General features: G+C 61.6%; 19 protein-coding genes and 1 tRNA gene. All 20 read right to left on the bottom strand.

Annotation, left to right across the window (positions count from 1 at the left end):
* Position 1: 1 nt before the first annotated feature.
* The 20 genes from nuoF to R2N03_RS03335 all read right to left on the bottom strand — a co-directional run bounded on the left by nuoF (position 2) and on the right by R2N03_RS03335 (position 19,781).
* On the bottom strand, positions 2–1,297 hold the full coding sequence (gene nuoF, locus R2N03_RS03430) for an NADH-quinone oxidoreductase subunit NuoF (RefSeq protein ID WP_316655196.1): 1,296 nt from the start codon (positions 1,295–1,297) through the stop codon (positions 2–4).
* Complete coding sequence (nuoE, locus tag R2N03_RS03425) at positions 1,298–1,801, bottom strand: NADH-quinone oxidoreductase subunit NuoE (RefSeq protein WP_316656552.1); 504 nt, start codon at positions 1,799–1,801, stop codon at positions 1,298–1,300.
* A gap of 101 nt (positions 1,802–1,902) precedes the next feature.
* The gene (locus tag R2N03_RS03420; RefSeq protein WP_316655194.1) at positions 1,903–3,156 is read right to left on the bottom strand and encodes an NADH-quinone oxidoreductase subunit D; all 1,254 of its coding nucleotides are present in this window, start codon (positions 3,154–3,156) and stop codon (positions 1,903–1,905) included.
* 13 nt (positions 3,157–3,169) lie between these two features.
* Positions 3,170–3,772, bottom strand: a complete 603-nt coding sequence (locus R2N03_RS03415) for an NADH-quinone oxidoreductase subunit C (protein WP_316655192.1) — start codon at positions 3,770–3,772, stop codon at positions 3,170–3,172.
* A gap of 1 nt (position 3,773) precedes the next feature.
* A complete protein-coding gene (locus R2N03_RS03410; protein WP_003272835.1) occupies positions 3,774–4,256 on the bottom strand; it encodes a NuoB/complex I 20 kDa subunit family protein in 483 nt (160 codons plus the stop codon).
* A gap of 6 nt (positions 4,257–4,262) precedes the next feature.
* Positions 4,263–4,622: an NADH-quinone oxidoreductase subunit A gene (locus R2N03_RS03405; protein ID WP_004630810.1), complete on the bottom strand. Its 360-nt coding sequence runs from the start codon at positions 4,620–4,622 to the stop codon at positions 4,263–4,265.
* A 163-nt stretch (positions 4,623–4,785) separates the two neighbouring features.
* Positions 4,786–4,870 (bottom strand) — tRNA-Leu (locus R2N03_RS03400).
* Positions 4,871–5,050: 180 nt separating this feature from the next.
* On the bottom strand, positions 5,051–5,410 hold the full coding sequence (gene secG, locus R2N03_RS03395) for a preprotein translocase subunit SecG (protein ID WP_316655180.1): 360 nt from the start codon (positions 5,408–5,410) through the stop codon (positions 5,051–5,053).
* Positions 5,411–5,474: 64 nt separating this feature from the next.
* Positions 5,475–6,221: a triose-phosphate isomerase gene (gene tpiA, locus R2N03_RS03390; RefSeq protein WP_316655178.1), complete on the bottom strand. Its 747-nt coding sequence runs from the start codon at positions 6,219–6,221 to the stop codon at positions 5,475–5,477.
* Between the two features lie 80 nt (positions 6,222–6,301).
* Entirely contained in the window at positions 6,302–7,306 is a 1,005-nt protein-coding gene (locus tag R2N03_RS03385) for an NAD(P)H-quinone oxidoreductase (protein WP_316655177.1), read from the bottom strand.
* Positions 7,307–7,326: 20 nt separating this feature from the next.
* Complete coding sequence (locus tag R2N03_RS03380; protein WP_316655176.1) at positions 7,327–8,274, bottom strand: HAD family hydrolase; 948 nt, start codon at positions 8,272–8,274, stop codon at positions 7,327–7,329.
* 100 nt (positions 8,275–8,374) lie between these two features.
* Positions 8,375–10,552, bottom strand: coding sequence for a polyribonucleotide nucleotidyltransferase (gene pnp / locus R2N03_RS03375; protein WP_316655174.1), 2,178 nt, complete (start codon positions 10,550–10,552; stop codon positions 8,375–8,377).
* Positions 10,553–10,869: 317 nt separating this feature from the next.
* On the bottom strand, positions 10,870–11,139 hold the full coding sequence (rpsO, locus tag R2N03_RS03370; RefSeq protein WP_316655172.1) for a 30S ribosomal protein S15: 270 nt from the start codon (positions 11,137–11,139) through the stop codon (positions 10,870–10,872).
* Positions 11,140–11,302: 163 nt separating this feature from the next.
* Complete coding sequence (locus tag R2N03_RS03365) at positions 11,303–12,559, bottom strand: branched-chain amino acid ABC transporter substrate-binding protein (protein WP_316656549.1); 1,257 nt, start codon at positions 12,557–12,559, stop codon at positions 11,303–11,305.
* Positions 12,560–12,901: 342 nt separating this feature from the next.
* Entirely contained in the window at positions 12,902–14,443 is a 1,542-nt protein-coding gene (locus R2N03_RS03360) for a 2-isopropylmalate synthase (protein ID WP_316655170.1), read from the bottom strand.
* Between the two features lie 316 nt (positions 14,444–14,759).
* Positions 14,760–15,632, bottom strand: coding sequence for a CDP-diacylglycerol--serine O-phosphatidyltransferase (gene pssA / locus R2N03_RS03355; RefSeq protein ID WP_316655168.1), 873 nt, complete (start codon positions 15,630–15,632; stop codon positions 14,760–14,762).
* Between the two features lie 11 nt (positions 15,633–15,643).
* Positions 15,644–16,291, bottom strand: coding sequence for a phosphatidylserine decarboxylase (locus R2N03_RS03350; protein WP_316655166.1), 648 nt, complete (start codon positions 16,289–16,291; stop codon positions 15,644–15,646).
* Between the two features lie 148 nt (positions 16,292–16,439).
* The gene (gene ilvC, locus R2N03_RS03345; RefSeq protein WP_004630832.1) at positions 16,440–17,456 is read right to left on the bottom strand and encodes a ketol-acid reductoisomerase; all 1,017 of its coding nucleotides are present in this window, start codon (positions 17,454–17,456) and stop codon (positions 16,440–16,442) included.
* Between the two features lie 76 nt (positions 17,457–17,532).
* Positions 17,533–18,024: an acetolactate synthase small subunit gene (ilvN, locus tag R2N03_RS03340; RefSeq protein ID WP_004630835.1), complete on the bottom strand. Its 492-nt coding sequence runs from the start codon at positions 18,022–18,024 to the stop codon at positions 17,533–17,535.
* On the bottom strand, positions 18,024–19,781 hold the full coding sequence (locus R2N03_RS03335; RefSeq protein WP_316655138.1) for an acetolactate synthase 3 catalytic subunit: 1,758 nt from the start codon (positions 19,779–19,781) through the stop codon (positions 18,024–18,026). The genes ilvN and R2N03_RS03335 overlap by 1 nt, the downstream gene beginning before the upstream one ends.
* Positions 19,782–20,092: the final 311 nt, after the last annotated feature.

Raw genomic sequence — 20,092 nt, 5'->3', positions numbered from 1 at the left:
CTTAAATGTAGGTGGGCACCATGCACTGCTTGTGTTCGACGTGATACGCGAACTCATCCCAGTAGTGCTTGAGCATGCCGCGGACCGGCATCGCGGCGGCATCGCCGAGCGCGCAGATGGTCCGGCCCATGATGTTCTCGGCCACGTTGTTCAGCAGGTCCAGATCTTCCTGGCGCCCCTTGCCGTGCTCGATGCGATCGACCACGCGGTACAGCCATCCGGTGCCCTCTCGGCACGGCGTGCACTGGCCGCAGGACTCCTCGTAATAGAAATACGACAGGCGCAGCAGCGACTTCACCATGCAGCGCGTCTCGTCCATCACGATCACCGCCCCTGAGCCGAGCATCGAGCCGGCCTTAGCGATCGAGTCGTAGTCCATGTCGGAGGCCATCATCAGATCGGCCGGCACGACTGGAGCCGAAGAACCACCCGGAATGACCGCCTTGAGCTTCTTGCCGCCACGCATCCCGCCAGCCAGCTCCAGCAGCTTCGAGAACGGCGTGCCCAGGGGGATCTCGTAGTTGCCCGGACGCTCCACATCCCCGGACACCGAGAAGATCTTCGAGCCGCCGTTGTTCGGCTTGCCCATCTTCAGATAGTTGTCAGGACCGATGGACAGAAGGAACGGTACCGCAGCGAAGGTCTCGGTATTGTTGATCGTCGTGGGCTTGCCATACAGGCCGAAGCTGGCCGGGAACGGCGGCTTGAAGCGAGGCTGCCCTTTCTTGCCCTCCAGCGATTCGAGCAACGCGGTTTCCTCGCCACAGATGTACGCGCCATAGCCATGGTGCGCATGCAGCTGGAAGTTGAAACCGGAACCAAGGATGTTGTCGCCCAGGAGGCCCGCAGCACGCGCCTCTTCCAGCGCCTCTTCAAATCGCTTGTAGACGTCCCAGATTTCGCCGTGGATGTAGTTGTAGCCCACGGTGATACCCATTGCGTAGCCACCGATCGCCATGCCTTCGATCAGCGCGTGCGGGTTGTAACGCAGGATGTCGCGATCCTTGAACGTACCGGGCTCACCCTCGTCCGAATTGCAGACGAGATACTTCTGGCCAGGGAATTGGCGCGGCATGAAGCTCCACTTCAAGCCAGTCGGAAAGCCAGCGCCGCCGCGGCCGCGCAGCCCCGAAGCCTTCACGTCGGCGATGACCTGCTCGGGCGGGATCTTCTCGGTCAGGATGCGCTTGAGCTGCTGGTAGCCGCCGCGCTTGACGTAGTCTTCTAGGTGCCAGTTGTCGCCGTTCAAGCCGGCGAGAATCAGCGGCTGGATATGTCGATCGTGCAGAGAGGTCATTTACTTGCCTGCTCCGTTGGCGGACGCCTTCGCCTGCAAATCGGCGATCAGCGCGTCGAGCTTCTCGTTGCTCATGAAGCTGCACATGTGGGTGTTATTGACGATCATGACCGGTGCATCACCGCACGCGCCCATGCATTCACCTTCTTTCAGCGTGAAATTGCCGTCGGCCGTGGTCTCATTGAAACCGATGCCAAGCTTCTTCTTCAGATGTTCAGCAGCACGGTCGCCGCCCGACAGCGCACAAGGCAGGTTCGTGCACACCGACAACTTGAAGCGGCCTACCGGCTTGGTGTCGTACATGTTGTAGAACGTCGCCACTTCCTCGACCCACACCGGCGGCATTTCGAGATACTCGGCCACGAACTGCATGACTTCGGGCGAGACCCAGCCTTTCTCGCTCTGCGCGACCGCCAGCGCCGCCATCACGGCGGACTGTTTTTGGTCGGCGGGATATTTCGCGACCGCCCGGTCGATTTCCTTGAGAGCTTCTGCTGATAGCATGTTCGTTGCGATTGGTGCGGGACGCGGGGCTCTCACCCCGGCGTGCGTCCTCGTTTCACAGCCGCGCTTGCCCGCGCGTCAAACCTTCGTTTACTGGGCGCTCAGCGATCGATTTCGCCGAACACGATGTCCTGCGTCCCGATGATCGTCACTGCATCGGCGATCATGTGACCCTTGGCCATCTCGTCGAGTGCCGCCAGATGGGCGAAGCCCGGTGCACGAATCTTCAGGCGGTACGGCTTGTTGGCACCATCGGACACCACATAGATACCGAACTCGCCCTTCGGGTGCTCGACGGCGGCATACGCCTCGCCTTCCGGCACGTGCATGCCTTCCGTGAAGAGCTTGAAGTGGTGGATCAACTCTTCCATGTTGGTCTTCATGTCCACGCGCGAGGGCGGTGCCACCTTGTGGTTGTCGGTGATCACCGGACCCGGATTCTTGCGTAGCCACTCGATGCACTGGCGAATGATGCGGTTGCTCTGGCGCATTTCTTCGACACGCACCAGGTAACGGTCGTAGCAATCGCCATTGACCCCGACGGGGATATCGAAATCGATGCGGTCGTACACCTCGTACGGCTGCTTCTTGCGTACATCCCACTCGATCCCGGAGCCGCGCAGCATGGCGCCGGAGAAACCCTTCTGGAGCGCACGCTCCGGGCTCACCACGCCAATGCCGACCAGGCGCTGCTTCCAGATCCGGTTATCGGTGAGCAGCGTTTCGTATTCGTCGACGTACTTCGGGAAACGATTGGTGAAGTCTTCGATGAAATCCAGCAGGGAGCCCGAACGTGTTTCGTTCAGCGCGGCCAGCGCCTTCTCGTTGCGCACCTTGGATGCCTTGTATTGCGGCATCGTATCGGGCAGGTCGCGGTACACGCCGCCCGGACGATAATAGGCCGCATGCATACGCGCGCCCGACACGGCTTCATACATGTCGAACAGGTCCTCGCGCTCGCGGAAGGCATACAGGAACACCGCCATGGCGCCCACGTCCAGCGCGTGCGAACCGATCCACATCAGGTGGTTCATGATCCGCGTGATCTCGTCGAACATGACGCGGATGTACTGTGCACGGAGCGGAACCTCGAGGCCCAGCAGGCGCTCGATGGCCATCACATAGGCGTGTTCGTTGACCATCATCGACACATAGTCGAGGCGGTCCATGTACGGTACGCTCTGGATCCAGGTCTTCTGCTCAGCGAGCTTCTCAGTCGCACGATGCAGCAGGCCGATATGCGGGTCAGCGCGCTGAATCACTTCGCCATCCAGCTCGAGCACCAGGCGCAGCACGCCGTGCGCGGCCGGGTGCTGCGGGCCGAAGTTCAGGGTGTAGTTCTTGATATCTGCCATGATCGGGCGCCCTTCAGTGCTTCAGGCCACCGTATTGATCCTCACGGATCACACGCGGCGTAATCTCACGCGGCTCGATGGTCACCGGTTGGTAGACCACACGGCGCTGCACCGGGTCGTAACGCATTTCAACGTAACCCGACACAGGGAAATCCTTGCGGAACGGATGGCCGATGAAACCGTAATCGGTCAGGATGCGGCGCAGGTCCGGATGGCCTTCGAAGACCAGACCGTACAGGTCGAACGCCTCGCGCTCGAACCAGTTTGCGGAATTCCAGATGTCTACAACGGACGGCACGACAGGAAGGTCGTCATCCGGCGCAAACACGCGCACGCGCACGCGCCAGTTGTGCGATACCGACAGCAGATGCGAGACAGCGGCAAAGCGCGGACCATTCCAGGCACCATCGCCGTAGTCGGCATAGTCGACGCCGCACAGATCCATCAGTTGCTCGAACTTGAGCGAAGCGTCGTCGCGCAGCACCCGCATGGCCTCGAGATAATCGGAAGCCTTCACCACCAGGGTGAGTTCACCGACGGCTTCGGACAGACTCTGAATGCGGTTGCCTAGCGCCTTCTCGAGCGCGGCTTTCAGGGTGGCAAGCTTGTCGGTCATGTCAGCCCTTGCGCGCGATGGTATTGGTACGGCGGATCTTCGCCTGCAGCTGGATGACGCCATAAATCAGCGCTTCCGCCGTCGGCGGGCAGCCCGGCACGTACACATCGACCGGCACGATGCGATCGCAGCCGCGCACGACGGAGTAAGAATAGTGGTAATAGCCACCGCCATTGGCGCACGACCCCATCGAGATGACCCAGCGAGGCTCGGCCATCTGGTCGTACACCTTGCGCAGCGCGGGCGCCATCTTGTTACACAGCGTGCCGGCCACGATCATCACGTCAGACTGACGCGGCGACGGGCGGAACACCACACCGAAGCGGTCCAGGTCATAACGCGATGCGCCAGCGTGCATCATTTCGACGGCACAGCAGGCCAGGCCGAACGTCATCGGCCACAGTGACCCGGTACGGGTCCAGTTGATCAGCTTGTCAGCGGTTGTCGTGACAAAGCCTTCATTGAGTACGCCTTCGATCGCCATTTCACATCACTCCCAATCGAGCGCGCCTTTTTTCCAGATGTAGACGAAGCCCACGAGAAACTCGAGAAGAAACACACCCATCGCGAAGAACCCAGGCCAGCCGATCTCACGCAGCGCCACGCCCCACGGAAACAGGAACGCAGTCTCCAGATCGAACAGAATGAACAGGATGGCGATGAGGTAATAGCGCACGTCGAACTTCATGCGCGCGTCTTCGAACGCTTCGAAGCCGCACTCGTACGGCGAGAGCTTGTCAGGATCGGGATTGTTCGGACCGAGAACTCGGCCGATGGTCATCAGAGCAAGGCCAAGGCCAACGCCGACAACGATAAACAACAGTACGGGGAAATAGGCTTCGAGGTTCAAGGGACGCCCGCCTTTTTGAATGGTTGCAACAGCACTGCCCGCAGGCGGCGCCTTGTCGCCCCATCGAAGGCGCCGGGTCCGCAGCCTTACGACGCTTCAACTGCGCGTCGTCTTGCGGAGGGGCCTGCGCGGAACATCCCGTTGAACAGACCCCGAATTTGATTGGTGCCGACGGCGAGACTCGAACTCGCACAGCTTTCGCCACTACCCCCTCAAGATAGCGTGTCTACCAATTTCACCACGTCGGCTGGGGGATGAAACTTTATCAGGAAGCCGGATTTGGCTTGGCGCCTCCGCCGTTTTCCGTATTGTTTCAAGCCTTGCATTCTACCGCAAAGCGAGACTTTTGTTCAATGCACAAACAAAAAACTTGCACTGCAAGATGGGCTTTCGAACCGCGACAGCACACCCCTATTGATTACGGGAAATTACTTCGGCACAGCCGGCGCGGACGCTGCCGCTGATGCCGCCGGAGCCGACGCAGCAGGCGCCGAAGCCGCCGGCGCAACAGGCGCCACCGCTCCCATCACACCCGCCGAAACACCACCCTTATTCGTACCGATCAGCGTGAGCGCCAGCGTGGCAATGAAGAACACGGTGGCCAGTACCGCCGTCGTACGCGACAGGAAGTTGGCTGAGCCACTGGCACCAAACAGGCTGCCCGAGGCGCCCGAGCCGAATGCCGCGCCAACATCCGCGCCCTTGCCGTGCTGCAGCAGCACCAACCCGATGACGCCCAGTGCGCTTAGGATTTGCGCTACCAGCAGCAGAGTTTTCAGAATCGCCATTTCGCTTCTCTCAAGAATATGTTGCGGTCGCGCACATCCGTTGTGCGACGACCTAGACAGCCGCTTACGCGCGGCCGATCGCCAGAAAATCTTCAGCCTTCAGCGATGCGCCGCCGATCAGGCCGCCGTCGATATCGGCCATCGCGAACAGCTCACCCGCATTGTCCGGCTTCACACTGCCGCCATACAGGATCGGCAGGCGCTGTGCCACATCAGCATGGCACGCAGCGACGCGGCCACGCAGGAACGCATGGACCGCCTGAGCCTGCTCGCTCGTCGCCGTTTTACCGGTACCGATGGCCCAGACGGGCTCATAGGCCACAACGATGCGGCCGAGTTGCTCAACCGACAGCGCGTCCAGCACCGCGTCCAGCTGGCGGCCGACCACCTGCTCTGTCTCACCGGCTTCACGCTGTGCGAGCGTTTCACCCACACAGACAATCGGGATGATGCCGTGTTCCAAGGCCCGCAGCGCTTTCGTCGCCACTTGCGCATCGGTTTCGCCGTGATACGTTCGGCGTTCGGAGTGGCCGACGATCACGTAGCCACAGCCGAATTCCGACAGCATCGACGCCGCCACTTCACCGGTAAAGGCGCCGCGCGTTTCTGCCGACACGTCTTGAGCACCCCACCCCACCATCGAGCCGGCCAGCAGCGACTGGCACTGCGCCAAGTACGGGAACGGGGCGCACACCGCCAGCGTGGCGTTGGTTTTGCCTGCCGCCTTGATCTGTTCAAGCAGCGCGGCGTTGGTGCTCAGGCTGCCATGCAGCTTCCAGTTGCCCACCACCAGCTTCGGTCTTGCGTTCACGTTTTTGCTCGGTCGACTGTCAAATAAACCCGGCATTCTACCGTGGCGGCAAAAACGGGGTCAATTTTCGCGTCTTGGCGTCAATCCCAAATCAACATGATCTTGCCGATGTGGGCACTCGACTCCATCAAGGCATGCGCCTGAGCCGCCTGTGCCGCCGGCATGACCTCGTGAATCACAGGTTTGATGCGGCCCGACGCCAGCAGGGGCCATACCGTCTCGTACAAGTGGCTGGCGATCGCAGCCTTGAAGGCGACCGGCCGCGGGCGCAGCGTCGAGCCCGTCAGCGTGATGCGCCGGCGCAGGATGTCGCCCAGCGGCACCTCGGCCTTGGCGCCACCGAGCAATGCGATCAGCACGATACGCCCGTCGTCGGCCGTACAGGCAATCTCGCGCGCGACATAGCTGCCGCCCACCATGTCCAGCACCACGTCGGCACCACGCCCGGTCTCCGACTTGACGATCTCGACAAAATCTTCTGTCTTGTAGTTGATGGCGCGAGCGGCGCCCAGTTCGACGCAGGCCGCGCACTTGTCCTCGCTGCCTGCCGTGGCGAACACCCGATGGCCCAATGCCGACGCCAGCTGGATGGCCGTGGTACCGATGCCACTGGAGCCGCCCTGCACGAGCAGGGTTTCTTCGGCACCATGTGCGCCCCGCCCGAGCAACCCGCGATCAAAGACGTTCGACCAGACGGTGAAATAGTTTTCCGGCAGGGCGGCAGCCTCGACGTCGGACAAGCCTACCGGCACCGGCAGCACCTGGCCCAGCGGAGCGGTGCAGAATTCTGCGTAACCGCCACCCTGCACCAGCGCGCATGCGCGATCGCCCAGCTTCAAGCCATACCGGTTGTCGGCGTGCGACAGATCTCCGCCGACGAGCTCTCCAGCCACCTCCAGCCCGGGAATATCGGAGGCGCCGGGCGGCACCGGGTAATTGCCGGTGCGCTGAAACACATCCGGCCGATTCACGCCGGCCGCGCGCACGCGGATCAGCACTTCGCCCGGTTTCGGCTCCGGCGTGGGCCGCTCGCCAAGCTTCAGGACTTCCGGGCCGCCGTATTGTGTGATTTCAATCGCTTTCATGGGAATCGGGTCAGTGAGGGTTACGACACAGAGCGCTTCGGTTCGACGAAGTGCTGCGGAATGCCGCGCGTGGTTTCGCGCAGGATCTCCTGTTTGCCATGGACGATGGCATCGGCGATCTTGCCGATATGTAATTTGAGCCACATCTCAGTCGGCGAGCCGGCGCGGTAGTCGGCCGGGCCGTGCATGTCGACGCGATCATCCGCACGCAAGTTGTCGGCCTGCTCGAAAGAGCGCGGGCTCTCGGGGTTGTAGACCGCGTACGTGCGACCGCCGCCCTTGCGCGCCACCGAGAACGCCGGAATATCGCTCGGGCCATCGGCCACGTAGATCATGTTGGCAAACGGCACGCGACGCTCATCCTCGGCGATGGACGAGTTGACGTTGACCGCTTCCGGGTGCTTGTTGACGCCCTTGTTGATCTCGAACAGCGCGCGTGTCTTGGTGGTGTTGTCGATGGCATAGATGACCTCCGAGATCACGAGCCGGCCGGTCGCATCCGGGGCTTCCAGAAATTCGCAGCCCCATACGCCATCGATATACGGCGCGATGGGCGAGCCCTTGATCATCTCGGTCAGGCCAGTGCTGACGATGTAGTGCTCGAGCTTGATGTCGAACGCCTGGTAGGCGCCGCTGTCGCGCACCCAGATCTTGCTGCGCTCGAAAAAGTCGGTCACGCCCGGGAAGAACTCAAGCTCGGCGCCAAGTTCGCGCAGCGTGGCATTGTCCAGACCACTCATGCGGCCGTCACGCACGTGGCGCAGCAAAACGTTCAGGTAGAAGGTTTCGCGGTTGACTTTTTGTCCGCGAAACTCGATTTCCCTCGCGCCCGCGTCGACTTCGTCCCAGAACGCCTGCTCGGCAACGCCGTAGCGTTCAAAGAGAGGCTCCTGCATGTAGCGAGGGATCAGCGTCTTGTCGAAATCCCAGACGACGGCGATGCGGTTTTGCTCGAACAGGCGGCTCATGTTAGGGCGCGATGGGGTTGCGAGAAACACTCGCGACGCAGTGTAAACAAAAAAACGGCTGGACATCGTCCAGCCGTTTCCGTCACGAGAAACGCCGCGCTTACTGCTGTTGTTGCTGTTGTTGCTGTTGTTGCTGCGAGGCAGCGTCGCCAGCACCCGGTGCTTGCGGTGCCGCAGCCGGCACGTCACCTTCCTCAGCCTTGGCAGCCTTGATCGACAGACGCATGCGGCCCTTCTCGTCGGTGCTCAGCAGCTTCACGCGCACAGCCTGGCCTTCCTTCACGTAGTCGGACACCTGGTTTACGCGCTCGTTGGCGATTTCCGAGATGTGCAGCAGACCGTCCTTGCCCGGCAGGATGTTGACGATCGCGCCAAAGTCCAGCAGCTTGAGCACGGTGCCGTTGTAGATCTTGCCCACTTCAGCCTCGGCCGTGATGCCTTCGATGCGGCGCTTGGCTTCGGCCATGCCTTCCGACGACGTCGACGCGATGGTGATCGTGCCGTCTTCCTGGATGTCGATCGTGCAGCCGGTTTCCTTGGTCAGCGCCTGGATGGTCGAACCGCCCTTGCCGATCACGTCGCGGATCTTCTCCGGATTGATCTTGACGGTGATCATGCGCGGAGCGTGCTCCGACAGCTCGGTGCGTGCGCCGCCCATGGCAGCCTGCATCTTGCCCAGGATGTGCAGACGGCCTTCCTTGGCCTGCGCCAGTGCCACTTGCATGATTTCCTTGGTGATGCCCTGCACCTTGATGTCCATCTGCAGCGCGGTGATACCAGCGTCGGTACCCGCCACCTTGAAGTCCATGTCACCCAGGTGATCTTCGTCACCCAGGATGTCGGTCAGCACGGCGAACTTGTTGCCTTCCAGGATCAGGCCCATGGCCACACCAGCCACGTGCGCCTTGATGGGCACGCCTGCGTCCATCAGTGCCAGCGAGCCGCCGCACACCGACGCCATCGAGGACGAGCCGTTCGATTCGGTGATCTCCGATACCAGGCGCATCGTGTAAGCGAATTCGTCGTCCTTCGGCAGCACCGGAATCAGCGCGCGCTTGGCCAGTCGACCGTGGCCGATCTCGCGGCGCTTCGGGCTGCCCACACGGCCGGTTTCGCCCGTGGCGAACGGCGGCATGTTGTAGTGGAGCATGAAGCGATCGCGGTACTCGCCTTGCAGCGCGTCGATGATCTGCTCGTCGCTCTTGGTGCCGAGGGTGGCCACCACCAGCGCCTGCGTCTCACCACGCGTAAACAGCGCCGAACCGTGCGCGCGCGGCAGCACGGAGGAGCGGATCTCGATCGGGCGCACCGTGCGGGTGTCGCGGCCGTCGATACGCGGCTCGCCGCTCAGGATCTGGCCGCGCACGATCTTCGACTCGAGTTCGAACAGGATGTTGTCGACTTCCACGCCGTCGGCATCCACGCCGGCTTCAGCCAGCTTGGCGGCAACCGACTTGTAGACTTCCTTCAGCTTCTGGCTGCGAGCCGACTTCTGGCGCAGCTGATAAGCGGCCTGCAGGTCGGCCAGACCCAGCTCCGACACCTTGGCGACCAGCGCCTCGTTCTTCGGCGCAGGTTGCCAATCCCATTCAGGCTTGCCGCCTTCACGCACCAGGTCATGGATCGCGTTGATGGCGATCTGCATCTGCTCGTGGCCGTACACCACGGCACCCAGCATCACTTCTTCCGACAGCTGGTTGGCTTCGGATTCGACCATCAGCACGGCACGCTCGGTACCGGCAACGACGAGGTCCAGTTCCGAATGCGCCAGTTGCGCACGGTTCGGGTTGAGCAGGTACTGGCCATCTTTGTAACCCACCCGGGCAGCCCCCACCGGGCCGTTGAACGGCAGGCCCGACACGGCCAGTGCAGCCGAAGCAGCGACCAGCGCCGGGATGTCGGCCGGCACTTCCGGGTTGATCGACAGCACGTGGATGACGACCTGAACTTCGTTGTAGAAGCCTTCCGGAAACAGCGGACGCAGCGGACGATCGATCAGGCGCGAGGTCAGCGTTTCATTTTCCGACGGACGGCCTTCACGCTTGAAGAAGCCGCCCGGGATCTTGCCGGCGGCGTAGGTCTTTTCCAGGTAGTCGACGGTCAGCGGGAAGAAATCCTGGCCCGGCTTCGCATTCTTGGCACCGACCACGGTGGCGAGGACGACGGTGTCATCCATGTCGAGCACCACGGCGCCGCTGGCTTGACGAGCGATCTCACCCGTTTCCATGCGAACCGTATGGCCGCCCCACTGGAATTCCTTGACGATCTTATTGAACATGTTTTCTCCTGTTCGGTATTCGCGGCGCCGACGCTTCGACGTCGTTTCTCATGCGCCACGACAAACACGCTCCGGAAGACGGTGCGGTTGCAGAAGTGTGTTTATGCCATTCCAGAGCGGCGCTGCCGCAACGCCGCGCTGGAATGACACAAGATCCTGCTTCCTGCCGCCTCCGGCCCTTGGCAGCCGATCAACCGGCTGCCCTCGCTTGCCGGTTGCCCGGCGCGACCACAAACGCGGCCGCCAAAAACAAAATGCCTGCATCAGCATGCTGACGCAGGCACTTATTCATCACGCGCTGCGCGTGATACCCACCATTACTTGCGCAGACCCAGCTTTGCAACCAGTGCGGTGTAACGGTCGGCGTCCTTGCCCTTCAGATAGTCCAGCAGACGGCGACGACGGCTCACCATCTTGAGCAGGCCGCGGCGGCTGTGGTGGTCCTTCATGTGCGCCTTGAAATGCGGCTGCAGTTCGTTGATGCGGGCCGTCAGCAGTGCAACCTGCACTTCCGGGCTACCCGTGTCGTTGGCGCTGCGGCCGTTATCCTTGACGATTTCTTGCTTGTTGATGTCAGCGACGGACATGTTGATTCCTTTGACTTGCGGACACTGCAGCGCCAAGAGTGGCCGCCGCCGATGCCGTGTTAAACGATAGTCTTGCCGGACACGTGTCAGACTCGATCAGGCCGGCAAGACCGCGATTATAGCTCAGAACATTGCACTGACGACTGTTTCATGCCACTCCCGCTCAGGGGCGCACCATCTTGCAGGTCGTCGGCAAAGCCGTTTGCGCCGCATTAATCACTTTCAACGTGCGAAAGCCGTAACCGGAACCCTCGATATCGAAGGGTACGCCAGGCGTGCCCGCGCGCTCCATCTGCATGACGATCAGCGGCTGGATCGCCTGGTGGTCCTCGGGGCGCAGCGTGATGCGGTGGAAACCATTGTCCATCGAAGCGCCTTCCAAAGCACGCGCCACGGCTGCCGCCTCATTCGTGCCGGCGCGCTCGATGGCAGCGACCAGCATGTCGACCATCATCTGGTCACGCAGAACCGGGTAGTCGTCCGCCGCGGCTGGATAGCGTACACGGAACGTCCTATAGAAGGCGTCTGATTTGGCGCCACCTAGATTCGGATGCCACTCCGCCACCGCCACCACACGGCCGACGCCTGCCTCCCCCATCGCGCCAGGCGCACCCAGCGAGTTGCCATAGAACGTGAAGAAACGCGCTTTGAGCCCCGCATCGCGGGCGGCTTTGACGAGCAGCGTCAGGTCATTGCCCCAGTTACCGGTGATGACCGTATCGGCCCCCGACGCTGCAATGCGCGCCACGTAAGGCGCAAAGTCCTTCACCTTGCCAATCGGATGCAGCACCTCGCCGACGATGGCGACATCGGGCCGTTTCTCTCCCAACTGCTGGCGTGCAGACTGCGCGACCTGACGACCAAACGTGTAGTCCTGCCCGATCAGATAGACCTTCTTGATGGACGGGTCCGTGCGGATGACTTCGGTCAGGGCATGCATGCGCATCTCGGCCGAGGCATCGAAGCGAAAGTGCCAGAAACTGCATGCTTCGTTGGTCAATGCCGGATCGGCGGCGGCATAGTTCAGAAATAGCACGCGCGCGCCAGGATGGCGCTCGTTGTAGCGCGAAATCGACGTCGACAGCGCCGCCGCAGCCGCAGAGCTATTGCCCTGCATGACAAATCGGATGCCCGCATCGGTGGCCGCCTGCAATTGCAGCAGAGACTCATCGACGGTGTTCTTGCTGTCGAAACGCACCAGGGCGAGTGGATGGCGCCCATCGGGTAGCCTCACGCCTCCGCGCGCGTTCACACGTTCAATGGCAATGCGCAGATTGCGATCTACCGCCTCGCCCGCATTGGCAAAGGGACCCGACAGGCCTTCAATCAGTGCGAGCCGGATCGGCGCGGCCTCAGGCTGAGCGCATGCCGCACCGCACAGGCCCACTGCCGCCAGCGCGGCCATCAACCAACGTAACATCATGGCAACTCCCCGTGAAGCGCGGATGGTAAAGCCGCCACGGGCGCAAGCACAAGCAGCCGCCCTTGCCCAGCGACTGCACCCCCGAAATCGGCACCGGGCTTCGACACGCGATCGTGGCAAAGGGATGAGCGCGCGTCGTTTTTCAGCGGCAACATCCACGCGAGGCAGATGACCTGGCGTGGACATTCGGGTCGGCAATGTCGTGGATCGCACGGACACCGCTCTCAAAGACGGCTGGCATCGGATCACGCTTCTTCTGCAACCCGATACGGCCGTACCCGCTTCGCGACCCGATGGGTAACCGGGTGCGCGCTCTGTGATGTTCCTGTGGAACCGCGATCAGATCTGAGGATTGAGCTTCTCGCTGCTCTTGTCCTGCAGCTTGTTCAGCGCGGCCAGATACGCCTTGGCCGAGGCGGCGACGATATCCGGATCCGTGCCCACGCCGTTGACGATGCGGCCCGACTTCGACAGGCGAACCGTAACCTCGCCCTGCGCCTGCGTACCCGTCGTGATGGCATTGACGGAATACAACAACTGCTCGGCACCGCTGGCAACCTTGCTCTCGATGGCATTGAGGGTGGCATCAACAGGACCGTTGCCTTCCGCCTCGCCCGTTACCTCCTTGCCGTCCGCCACGAACACGATGCGGGCATGCGGACGCTCGCCGGTTTCCGAGCGCTGCGACAGCGACACGAAGCGGAAATGCTCGCCTTCGCTCTGCTGCGCCTCATCCGAGACGATGGCAACGATGTCTTCGTCGAAGATCTCGGCCTTCTGATCGGCCAGCTCCTTGAAGCGCGTAAAGGCTGCATTGAGTTCCGCCTCCGAATCGAGTTCGATACCGAGTTCCTGCAAGCGTTGCTTGAACGCGTTGCGGCCCGACAGCTTGCCGAGAACGATCTTGTTCGCAGACCAGCCCACGTCTTCCGCGCGCATGATTTCGTACGTGTCGCGCGCCTTCAGCACGCCGTCCTGGTGAATGCCGGAGGCATGTGCGAAGGCGTTTGCGCCCACCACAGCCTTGTTGGGCTGCACCACGAAACCGGTGATCTGCGAGACGAGCTTGGAAGCCGGGACGATCTGCGTCGTGTCAACGCCGACGTCGAGGTTGAAGTAGTCGCGGCGCGTCTTGACGGCCATCACCACCTCTTCCAGGCTGGTATTGCCGGCGCGTTCACCCAGGCCGTTGATGGTGCATTCGACCTGACGCGCGCCACCCAGCTTGACCGCAGCCAGCGAATTGGCGACTGCCATGCCGAGGTCGTTATGGCAGTGCACCGACCAGATCGCCTTGTCCGAATTCGGGATGCGCTCGCGCACCGAGCGAATCAGTGCGGCATAACCTTCCGGCACCGCGTAACCCACCGTATCGGGAAGATTGATCGTCGTCGCGCCCTCGGCGATCACGCCTTCCAGCACGCGACAGAGGAAATCCATGTCGGAGCGGCTGCCATCTTCCGGCGAGAACTCAATGTCGTCCGTGAACTGACGCGCGAACCGCACCGCAAGACGGGCCTGCTCGTACACCTGATCCGGCGTCATGCGCAGCTTCTTTTCCATGTGCAGCGCCGAAGTGGCGATGAATGTATGAATCCGGAACTGACCGGCGGGCTTCAACGCCTCGGCCGCGCGGGAGATATCACGGTCGTTGGCGCGAGCCAGGGAACAGATTCGCGAGTCCTTGACCGACTGCGCAATCGCGCGGATGGCCTCGAAGTCGCCATTCGAGCTGGCCGCGAAACCGGCTTCGATCACGTCCACCTTGAGCCGCTCGAGCTGTTTGGCGATACGGATCTTTTCTTCCTTGGTCATCGAGGCGCCAGGGGACTGCTCGCCATCGCGCAACGTGGTATCAAAAATAATGAGTTTGTCGCTCATGGCGGCTCCTTGGTGGCGTGACGTTTTTGGCGTCGATCTCAGTGGTGTGAAGGGCTGGCTTTTTGCGGCGCAAAATGCAAAACGCCCCGGCGTGCATGGTTGCAGGCCGGGGCGCTGTGAATCCTGGTTCGCGAAAACTTGGCGGTTTCAGCTTGCCTTGTCTTGCTATTTCCTATGCGCGTGCCCCGACCTGACGACCTAGTAGGCCATCAATCGAGACTAGCGTAATCAGAATGGAAATCAGACGCGAAAGCATGCGGTCGACTATAGACGAATTCAAAAATTGACGCAAGCGCACAATCGTGCAGCGCACCAGTCACTCATGCGCATCTTCGGACGCCTGCCTTGGCAAGCGCGGACTTCCCTGCTGCCCGTGCAACGTGCGCCAGCCCCAGAGGAGATAACCCGATAGGGCGTAGCCAACGAACAGGCCGAACAGTGCCACCGGCGGATCGCTCGATACCACCACGAACAGCACAAGCACCAGCACCATCACACCGAACGGCACACGGTGCCGCACATCAAGCGCCTTGCCACTGTAGAACGGCGCATTCGACACCATCGACAGCCCTGCATACAGGGTCAGCCCGAATGCAACCCACGGCATCCACAGCTCCTTGACGGGCAGCTTGTTGTCGATGGCCAGCCAGACAAAGCCGGCGATCAGCGCAGCGGCGGCCGGGCTCGGCATCCCCTGGAAGAAGCGTTTGTCGACCACACCAATGTTGGTGTTGAAGCGCGCCAGACGCAGCGCTGCGCCTGCGCAGTAAACGAACGCAGCCAACCAGCCCCACTTGCCCAGGTCACGTAAGATCCACTCGTACATCACCAGCGCGGGCGCGACACCGAATGACACCATGTCCGACAGCGAGTCGTATTGTTCACCAAACGCGCTTTGCGTGTGGGTGATGCGTGCGACACGCCCGTCCATGCCGTCAAGCACCATCGCCGCAAAGATGGCAATGGCCGCCGTCTCGAAGTTCAGGTTCATGGCCTGCACGATCGCAAAAAAGCCCGCGAACAGGGCCGCTGTCGTGAAGGCATTGGGCAGCAGGTAAATGCCGCGCCGACGTGGACGCATGACCTCGAGGTCGTCGTCCTCCGATCGTGGATGGTTGTGGCGCAACGGACGCAGGTGCGTCACATTGTTGGCAGTAAAGCGCTTCTTGCGCCGGTTGAACGCGGGCATGGCAGCCTCCGTCAGTCCAGTTCGGCGAGCACCGTGAGGGTCGCAGACACTTTCTCGCCAATTGTCACGCGCGGGCGCGCAGTCAGCGGAAGATACACATCGACGCGCGAGCCGAATCGGATGAAACCGTAGCGCTGACCACGTACAAGCGTCTCGCCTGCCTTGGTATAGCAAAGAATACGACGCGCGATCAAACCGGCCACCTGCACCGACGTGACGAGCTGCCCGTCGGCGCGACGCAACACGACTGCATTACGCTCGTTCTCCAGCGAAGCCTTGTCCAAGTCGGCATTCACGAACTTGCCGGGAAAATACTGCACTTGCTGCACCGTGCCGTCGACCGGCGCACGGTTCGAGTGCACGTTGAACACGTTCATGAACACGCTGATCTTCAGCGCATCGCGATCGGCGTACGGATCACGCACTTGCTCGACGGCGACGATGCGACCATCGGCCGGCGACAGAATCGCATTGGCCTGCGTGGGCACGGCGCGCGCCGGATCGCGGAAAAACTGCAGCACAAACAGCGTCAGCATCCAGAACGGCCAAGCCCAGCCGAAGCCGGCGGCAGCCTGCACGATGAGCGTGACGATGAAAATCCCGCCCAGGTACGGCCAGCCCTCGCGGGCGATGATGGGATGCGGATACGTGTTGTTCAAATCAGACCTCGACAGCGTCTTGAAGGAAATGCGGCATTCTAGCCGACACGGGGCCGCGCCAGCACTTGAAACAATGGTTGGCGCCCCGGATTCAGCATAAAAAAAGCCAGCCCGGAGGCTGGCTTCTTCTCGCACAAGGCGCGAACAATCAGTTCTTCGTCTGGTCGACCAGCTTGTTCTTGGCGATCCACGGCATCATCGCACGCAGCTTGGCGCCCACTTGCTCGATCTGGTGCTCTTCGGTCAAGCGACGACGCGAGATCAGCGTCGGCTGGCCTGCCTTGTACTCCAGCAGGAAGCTCTTGGCGTATTCGCCGGTCTGGATGTCCTTCAGGCATTGCTTCATGGCCTTCTTGGTCTCTTCCGTCACGACGCGCGGGCCAGTGACGTACTCGCCGTATTCGGCGTTGTTCGAGATCGAGTAGTTCATGTTGGCGATGCCGCCTTCATAGATCAGGTCGACGATCAGCTTCAGCTCGTGCAGGCACTCGAAGTACGCCATTTCCGGAGCGTAACCAGCCTCCACCAGCGTCTCGAAACCAGCCTTGATCAGTTCGACGGTACCGCCGCACAGCACGGCTTGCTCGCCGAACAGGTCGGTTTCGGTTTCTTCGCGGAAGTTCGTCTCGATGATGCCGGCACGGCCGCCGCCGTTGGCGGTGGCGTACGACAGGGCGATATCACGCGCGGCGCCCGACTTGTCCTGGTGCACGGCAATCAGGTGCGGCACGCCGCCACCTTGGGTGTACGTGCCACGCACGGTATGGCCCGGAGCCTTCGGGGCAATCATGATGACGTCCAGGTCGGCGCGCGGGATCACGGCACCGTAGTGCACGTTGAAGCCGTGAGCGAATGCCAGTGCAGCGCCTTGCTTGATGTTGCCGTGCACTTCGTTCTTGTACACGTCGGCGATCTGCTCGTCCGGCAGCAGGATCATGACGACGTCGGCTTCCTTCACAGCCTCGGCCACTTCCTTGACCTGCAGGCCGGCGTTGACAGCCTTGTTCCACGACGCGCCGTTCTTGCGCAGACCGACCGTCACCTTCACGCCCGAGTCGTTCAGGTTCAGGGCGTGGGCGTGGCCTTGCGAGCCATAGCCGATGATGGTGACGTTCTTGCCCTTGATCAGGGAGAGGTCAGCGTCCTTGTCGTAAAACACTTTCATGTTGATGTCCTAATTTTCAAATACTTCAATATCGATGGGGGCCGGCCGCAGTTACACGCTGGGTGCACGCGCCGGCTCAAACCTTCAGAATGCGCTCGCCGCGGCCGATGCCCGAGCCGCCCGTACGGACGGTCTCAAGAATGGCAGTGCGATCGATGGCATCGAGAAACGCGTCGAGCTTGCTGCCGTTGCCGGTCAGCTCGATCGTGTAGGTCTTCTCGGTCACGTCGATGATGCGGCCGCGGAAGATGTCCGCGGTACGCTTCATCTCCTCGCGCTCCTTACCGACCGCGCGCACCTTCACGAGCATCAGCTCGCGCTCGATGTGCGCACCTTCGGTCAGGTCGACGACCTTGACGACTTCCACCAGGCGGTTCAGGTGCTTGGTGATCTGCTCGATGATGTCGTCCGAACCGGTCGTGACGATCGTCATGCGCGACAGCGAGGCATCTTCGGTCGGAGCGACCGTCAGCGTCTCGATGTTGTAGCCACGCGCCGAGAACAGACCCACCACGCGCGACAGCGCGCCGGGTTCGTTTTCCAGCAGGACGGAAATGATGTGACGCATTACAGATCCTCCGCGCCGAGCAGCATTTCAGAAATGCCCTTGCCTGCCTGGACCATCGGCCAGACGTTTTCGGTCGGGTCGGTCTGGAAGTCGAGGAACACGGTGCGATCCTTGAGTCGGAAGGCTTCGCGCAGCGCGGGCTCGACGTCGGACGTCTTCTCGATGCGCATGCCAACGTGGCCATACGATTCGGCCAGCTTTACGAAGTCGGGCAATGCCTGCATGTAGGAGTGCGAGTAACGGTTGTCGTACTCGATTTCCTGCCACTGGCGCACCATGCCCAGGTAGCCGTTGTTGAGCGAGCAGATCTTCACCGGGGTGTCGTACTGCAGGCAGGTCGACAGTTCCTGGATGCACATCTGGATCGAGCCTTCACCGGTGATGGTGACAACTTCCTTGTCCGGGAATGCCTTCTTGATGCCCATCGCGTACGGCAGGCCCACGCCCATCGTGCCCAGGCCGCCGGAGTTGATCCAGCGGCGCGGCTCGTTGAACTTGTAGAACTGCGCGGCCCACATCTGGTGCTGACCGACGTCAGAGCAGACGAAGGCATCGCCATTGGTCAGTTCCCAGATCTTCTCGACCACGTACTGCGGCTTGATGATCTCGGAGGTACGGTCGTACTTCAGGCAATCGACGCTGCGCCACTGTTCGATCTGCTCCCACCACTTCGCCAGCGCCGTCTTGTTGGGCTTGATTTCACCCGTCTGGATCTGGGCGATCATCTCCTGCAGCACGTCCTTGACGTTGCCGACGATGGGGATGTCGACCTTCACCCGCTTGGAGATGGAGGACGGATCGATGTCGATGTGGATGATCTTGCGCGGCTGCGTGGAGAAGTGCGCGGGGCTGCCGATCACGCGATCATCGAACCGTGCGCCGATGGCGATCAGCACGTCACAGTTCTGCATCGCCATGTTGGCTTCGTACGTGCCGTGCATGCCGAGCATGCCAACGAACTGCTTGCTGGTACCAGGGAAGGCGCCCAGACCCATCAGCGTGTTCGTGACCGGGTAGCCCGTCAGCGCAGCCAGTTGGCGCAACTCTTCGCTGGCCTCCGCCAGCACCACACCGCCACCCGAATAGATGTACGGACGCTCAGCCTGCAGCAGCAGGCTCACCGCCTTGCGGATCTGGCCGGAGTGCCCCTTGTTGACCGGGTTGTACGAGCGCATCTCGATGGTCTTCGGATACTCGTACTTGCACATCTCGCGCGAGACATCCTTGGGGATGTCCACCACCACCGGGCCCGGACGACCGGTCGAGGCAATGTAGAACGCCTTCTTGATGGTCGACGCGAGGTTGCGAACGTCCTTGACCAGGAAGTTGTGCTTGACGATCGGGCGCGTGATGCCGACCGTGTCGCACTCCTGGAAAGCGTCCTGGCCGATGGCGTGCGTCGGCACGTTGCCGGTGATGACCACCATCGGGATCGAGTCGAGGTACGCGGTGGCGATGCCGGTCACGGCATTTGTCACACCCGGGCCGGACGTGACCAGCGCGACGCCAACCTTGCCCGTGGCGCGCGCATAGCCGTCGGCCGCATGGACCGCCGCCTGTTCATGGCGCACCAGGATGTGTTCGATCTTGTTTTGCTTGTAGAACGCGTCGTAGATATAGAGCACCGCGCCGCCGGGGTAGCCCCAGACGAACTCGACACCCTCTGCCGCGAGCGCATTGACGAGGATCTCTGACCCCATCATGTCGGCAGTTGAACCGCTATTGGCGTGGGAAAATTCCGCGCTTGGCATATTCATGTCAGTCCTTTGCAATTTTCGGCAAAAAATTGTTTGGATGCTCTCTACCGGGCTTGTGGCGCGGGTTTGAGCGGTGCGCGTCTGCATGGATGGTCCGCCTGATGGGCGGCCAGATGAGACAAACCACAGATGTTGTGAACCGCGAATGATACTGCAATGCCGCAAGGCGGTCCAGCCGCCGCGCGATTCGCCACACCAGACTGTCCGCCGGACAGCCGGGCTGTCCGCGGAACGGCATTTTTGCTAGCATCGCAACATTTTTGGCGGCCTAGACCGTCAGCCGCGCGGCGCTACCATCACATTATGACAAT

It is taken from the genome of Ralstonia condita (assembly GCF_958405655.1).
In the GTDB taxonomy this organism is placed as follows: Bacteria; Pseudomonadota; Gammaproteobacteria; order Burkholderiales; family Burkholderiaceae; genus Ralstonia; species Ralstonia condita.
This window is presented reverse-complemented; position numbering and strand designations above follow the sequence as displayed.

Bases quoted from the DNA above. Each gene is read 5' to 3' on its own strand.
- nuoF (WP_316655196.1), bottom strand. From the start codon at position 1,297: ATGACCTCTCTGCACGATCGACATATCCAGCCGCTGATTCTCGCCGGC.
- nuoE (WP_316656552.1), bottom strand. From the start codon at position 1,801: ATGCTATCAGCAGAAGCTCTCAAGGAAATCGACCGGGCGGTCGCGAAA.
- R2N03_RS03420 (WP_316655194.1), bottom strand. From the start codon at position 3,156: ATGGCAGATATCAAGAACTACACCCTGAACTTCGGCCCGCAGCACCCG.
- R2N03_RS03415 (WP_316655192.1), bottom strand. From the start codon at position 3,772: ATGACCGACAAGCTTGCCACCCTGAAAGCCGCGCTCGAGAAGGCGCTA.
- R2N03_RS03410 (WP_003272835.1), bottom strand. From the start codon at position 4,256: ATGGCGATCGAAGGCGTACTCAATGAAGGCTTTGTCACGACAACCGCT.
- secG (WP_316655180.1), bottom strand. From the start codon at position 5,410: ATGGCGATTCTGAAAACTCTGCTGCTGGTAGCGCAAATCCTAAGCGCA.
- R2N03_RS03385 (WP_316655177.1), bottom strand. From the start codon at position 7,306: ATGAAAGCGATTGAAATCACACAATACGGCGGCCCGGAAGTCCTGAAG.
- R2N03_RS03380 (WP_316655176.1), bottom strand. From the start codon at position 8,274: ATGAGCCGCCTGTTCGAGCAAAACCGCATCGCCGTCGTCTGGGATTTC.
- pnp (WP_316655174.1), bottom strand. From the start codon at position 10,552: ATGTTCAATAAGATCGTCAAGGAATTCCAGTGGGGCGGCCATACGGTT.
- rpsO (WP_316655172.1), bottom strand. From the start codon at position 11,139: ATGTCCGTCGCTGACATCAACAAGCAAGAAATCGTCAAGGATAACGGC.
- R2N03_RS03365 (WP_316656549.1), bottom strand. From the start codon at position 12,559: ATGTTACGTTGGTTGATGGCCGCGCTGGCGGCAGTGGGCCTGTGCGGT.
- R2N03_RS03360 (WP_316655170.1), bottom strand. From the start codon at position 14,443: ATGAGCGACAAACTCATTATTTTTGATACCACGTTGCGCGATGGCGAG.
- pssA (WP_316655168.1), bottom strand. From the start codon at position 15,632: ATGCCCGCGTTCAACCGGCGCAAGAAGCGCTTTACTGCCAACAATGTG.
- ilvC (WP_004630832.1), bottom strand. From the start codon at position 17,456: ATGAAAGTGTTTTACGACAAGGACGCTGACCTCTCCCTGATCAAGGGC.
- ilvN (WP_004630835.1), bottom strand. From the start codon at position 18,024: ATGCGTCACATCATTTCCGTCCTGCTGGAAAACGAACCCGGCGCGCTG.
- R2N03_RS03335 (WP_316655138.1), bottom strand. From the start codon at position 19,781: ATGAATATGCCAAGCGCGGAATTTTCCCACGCCAATAGCGGTTCAACT.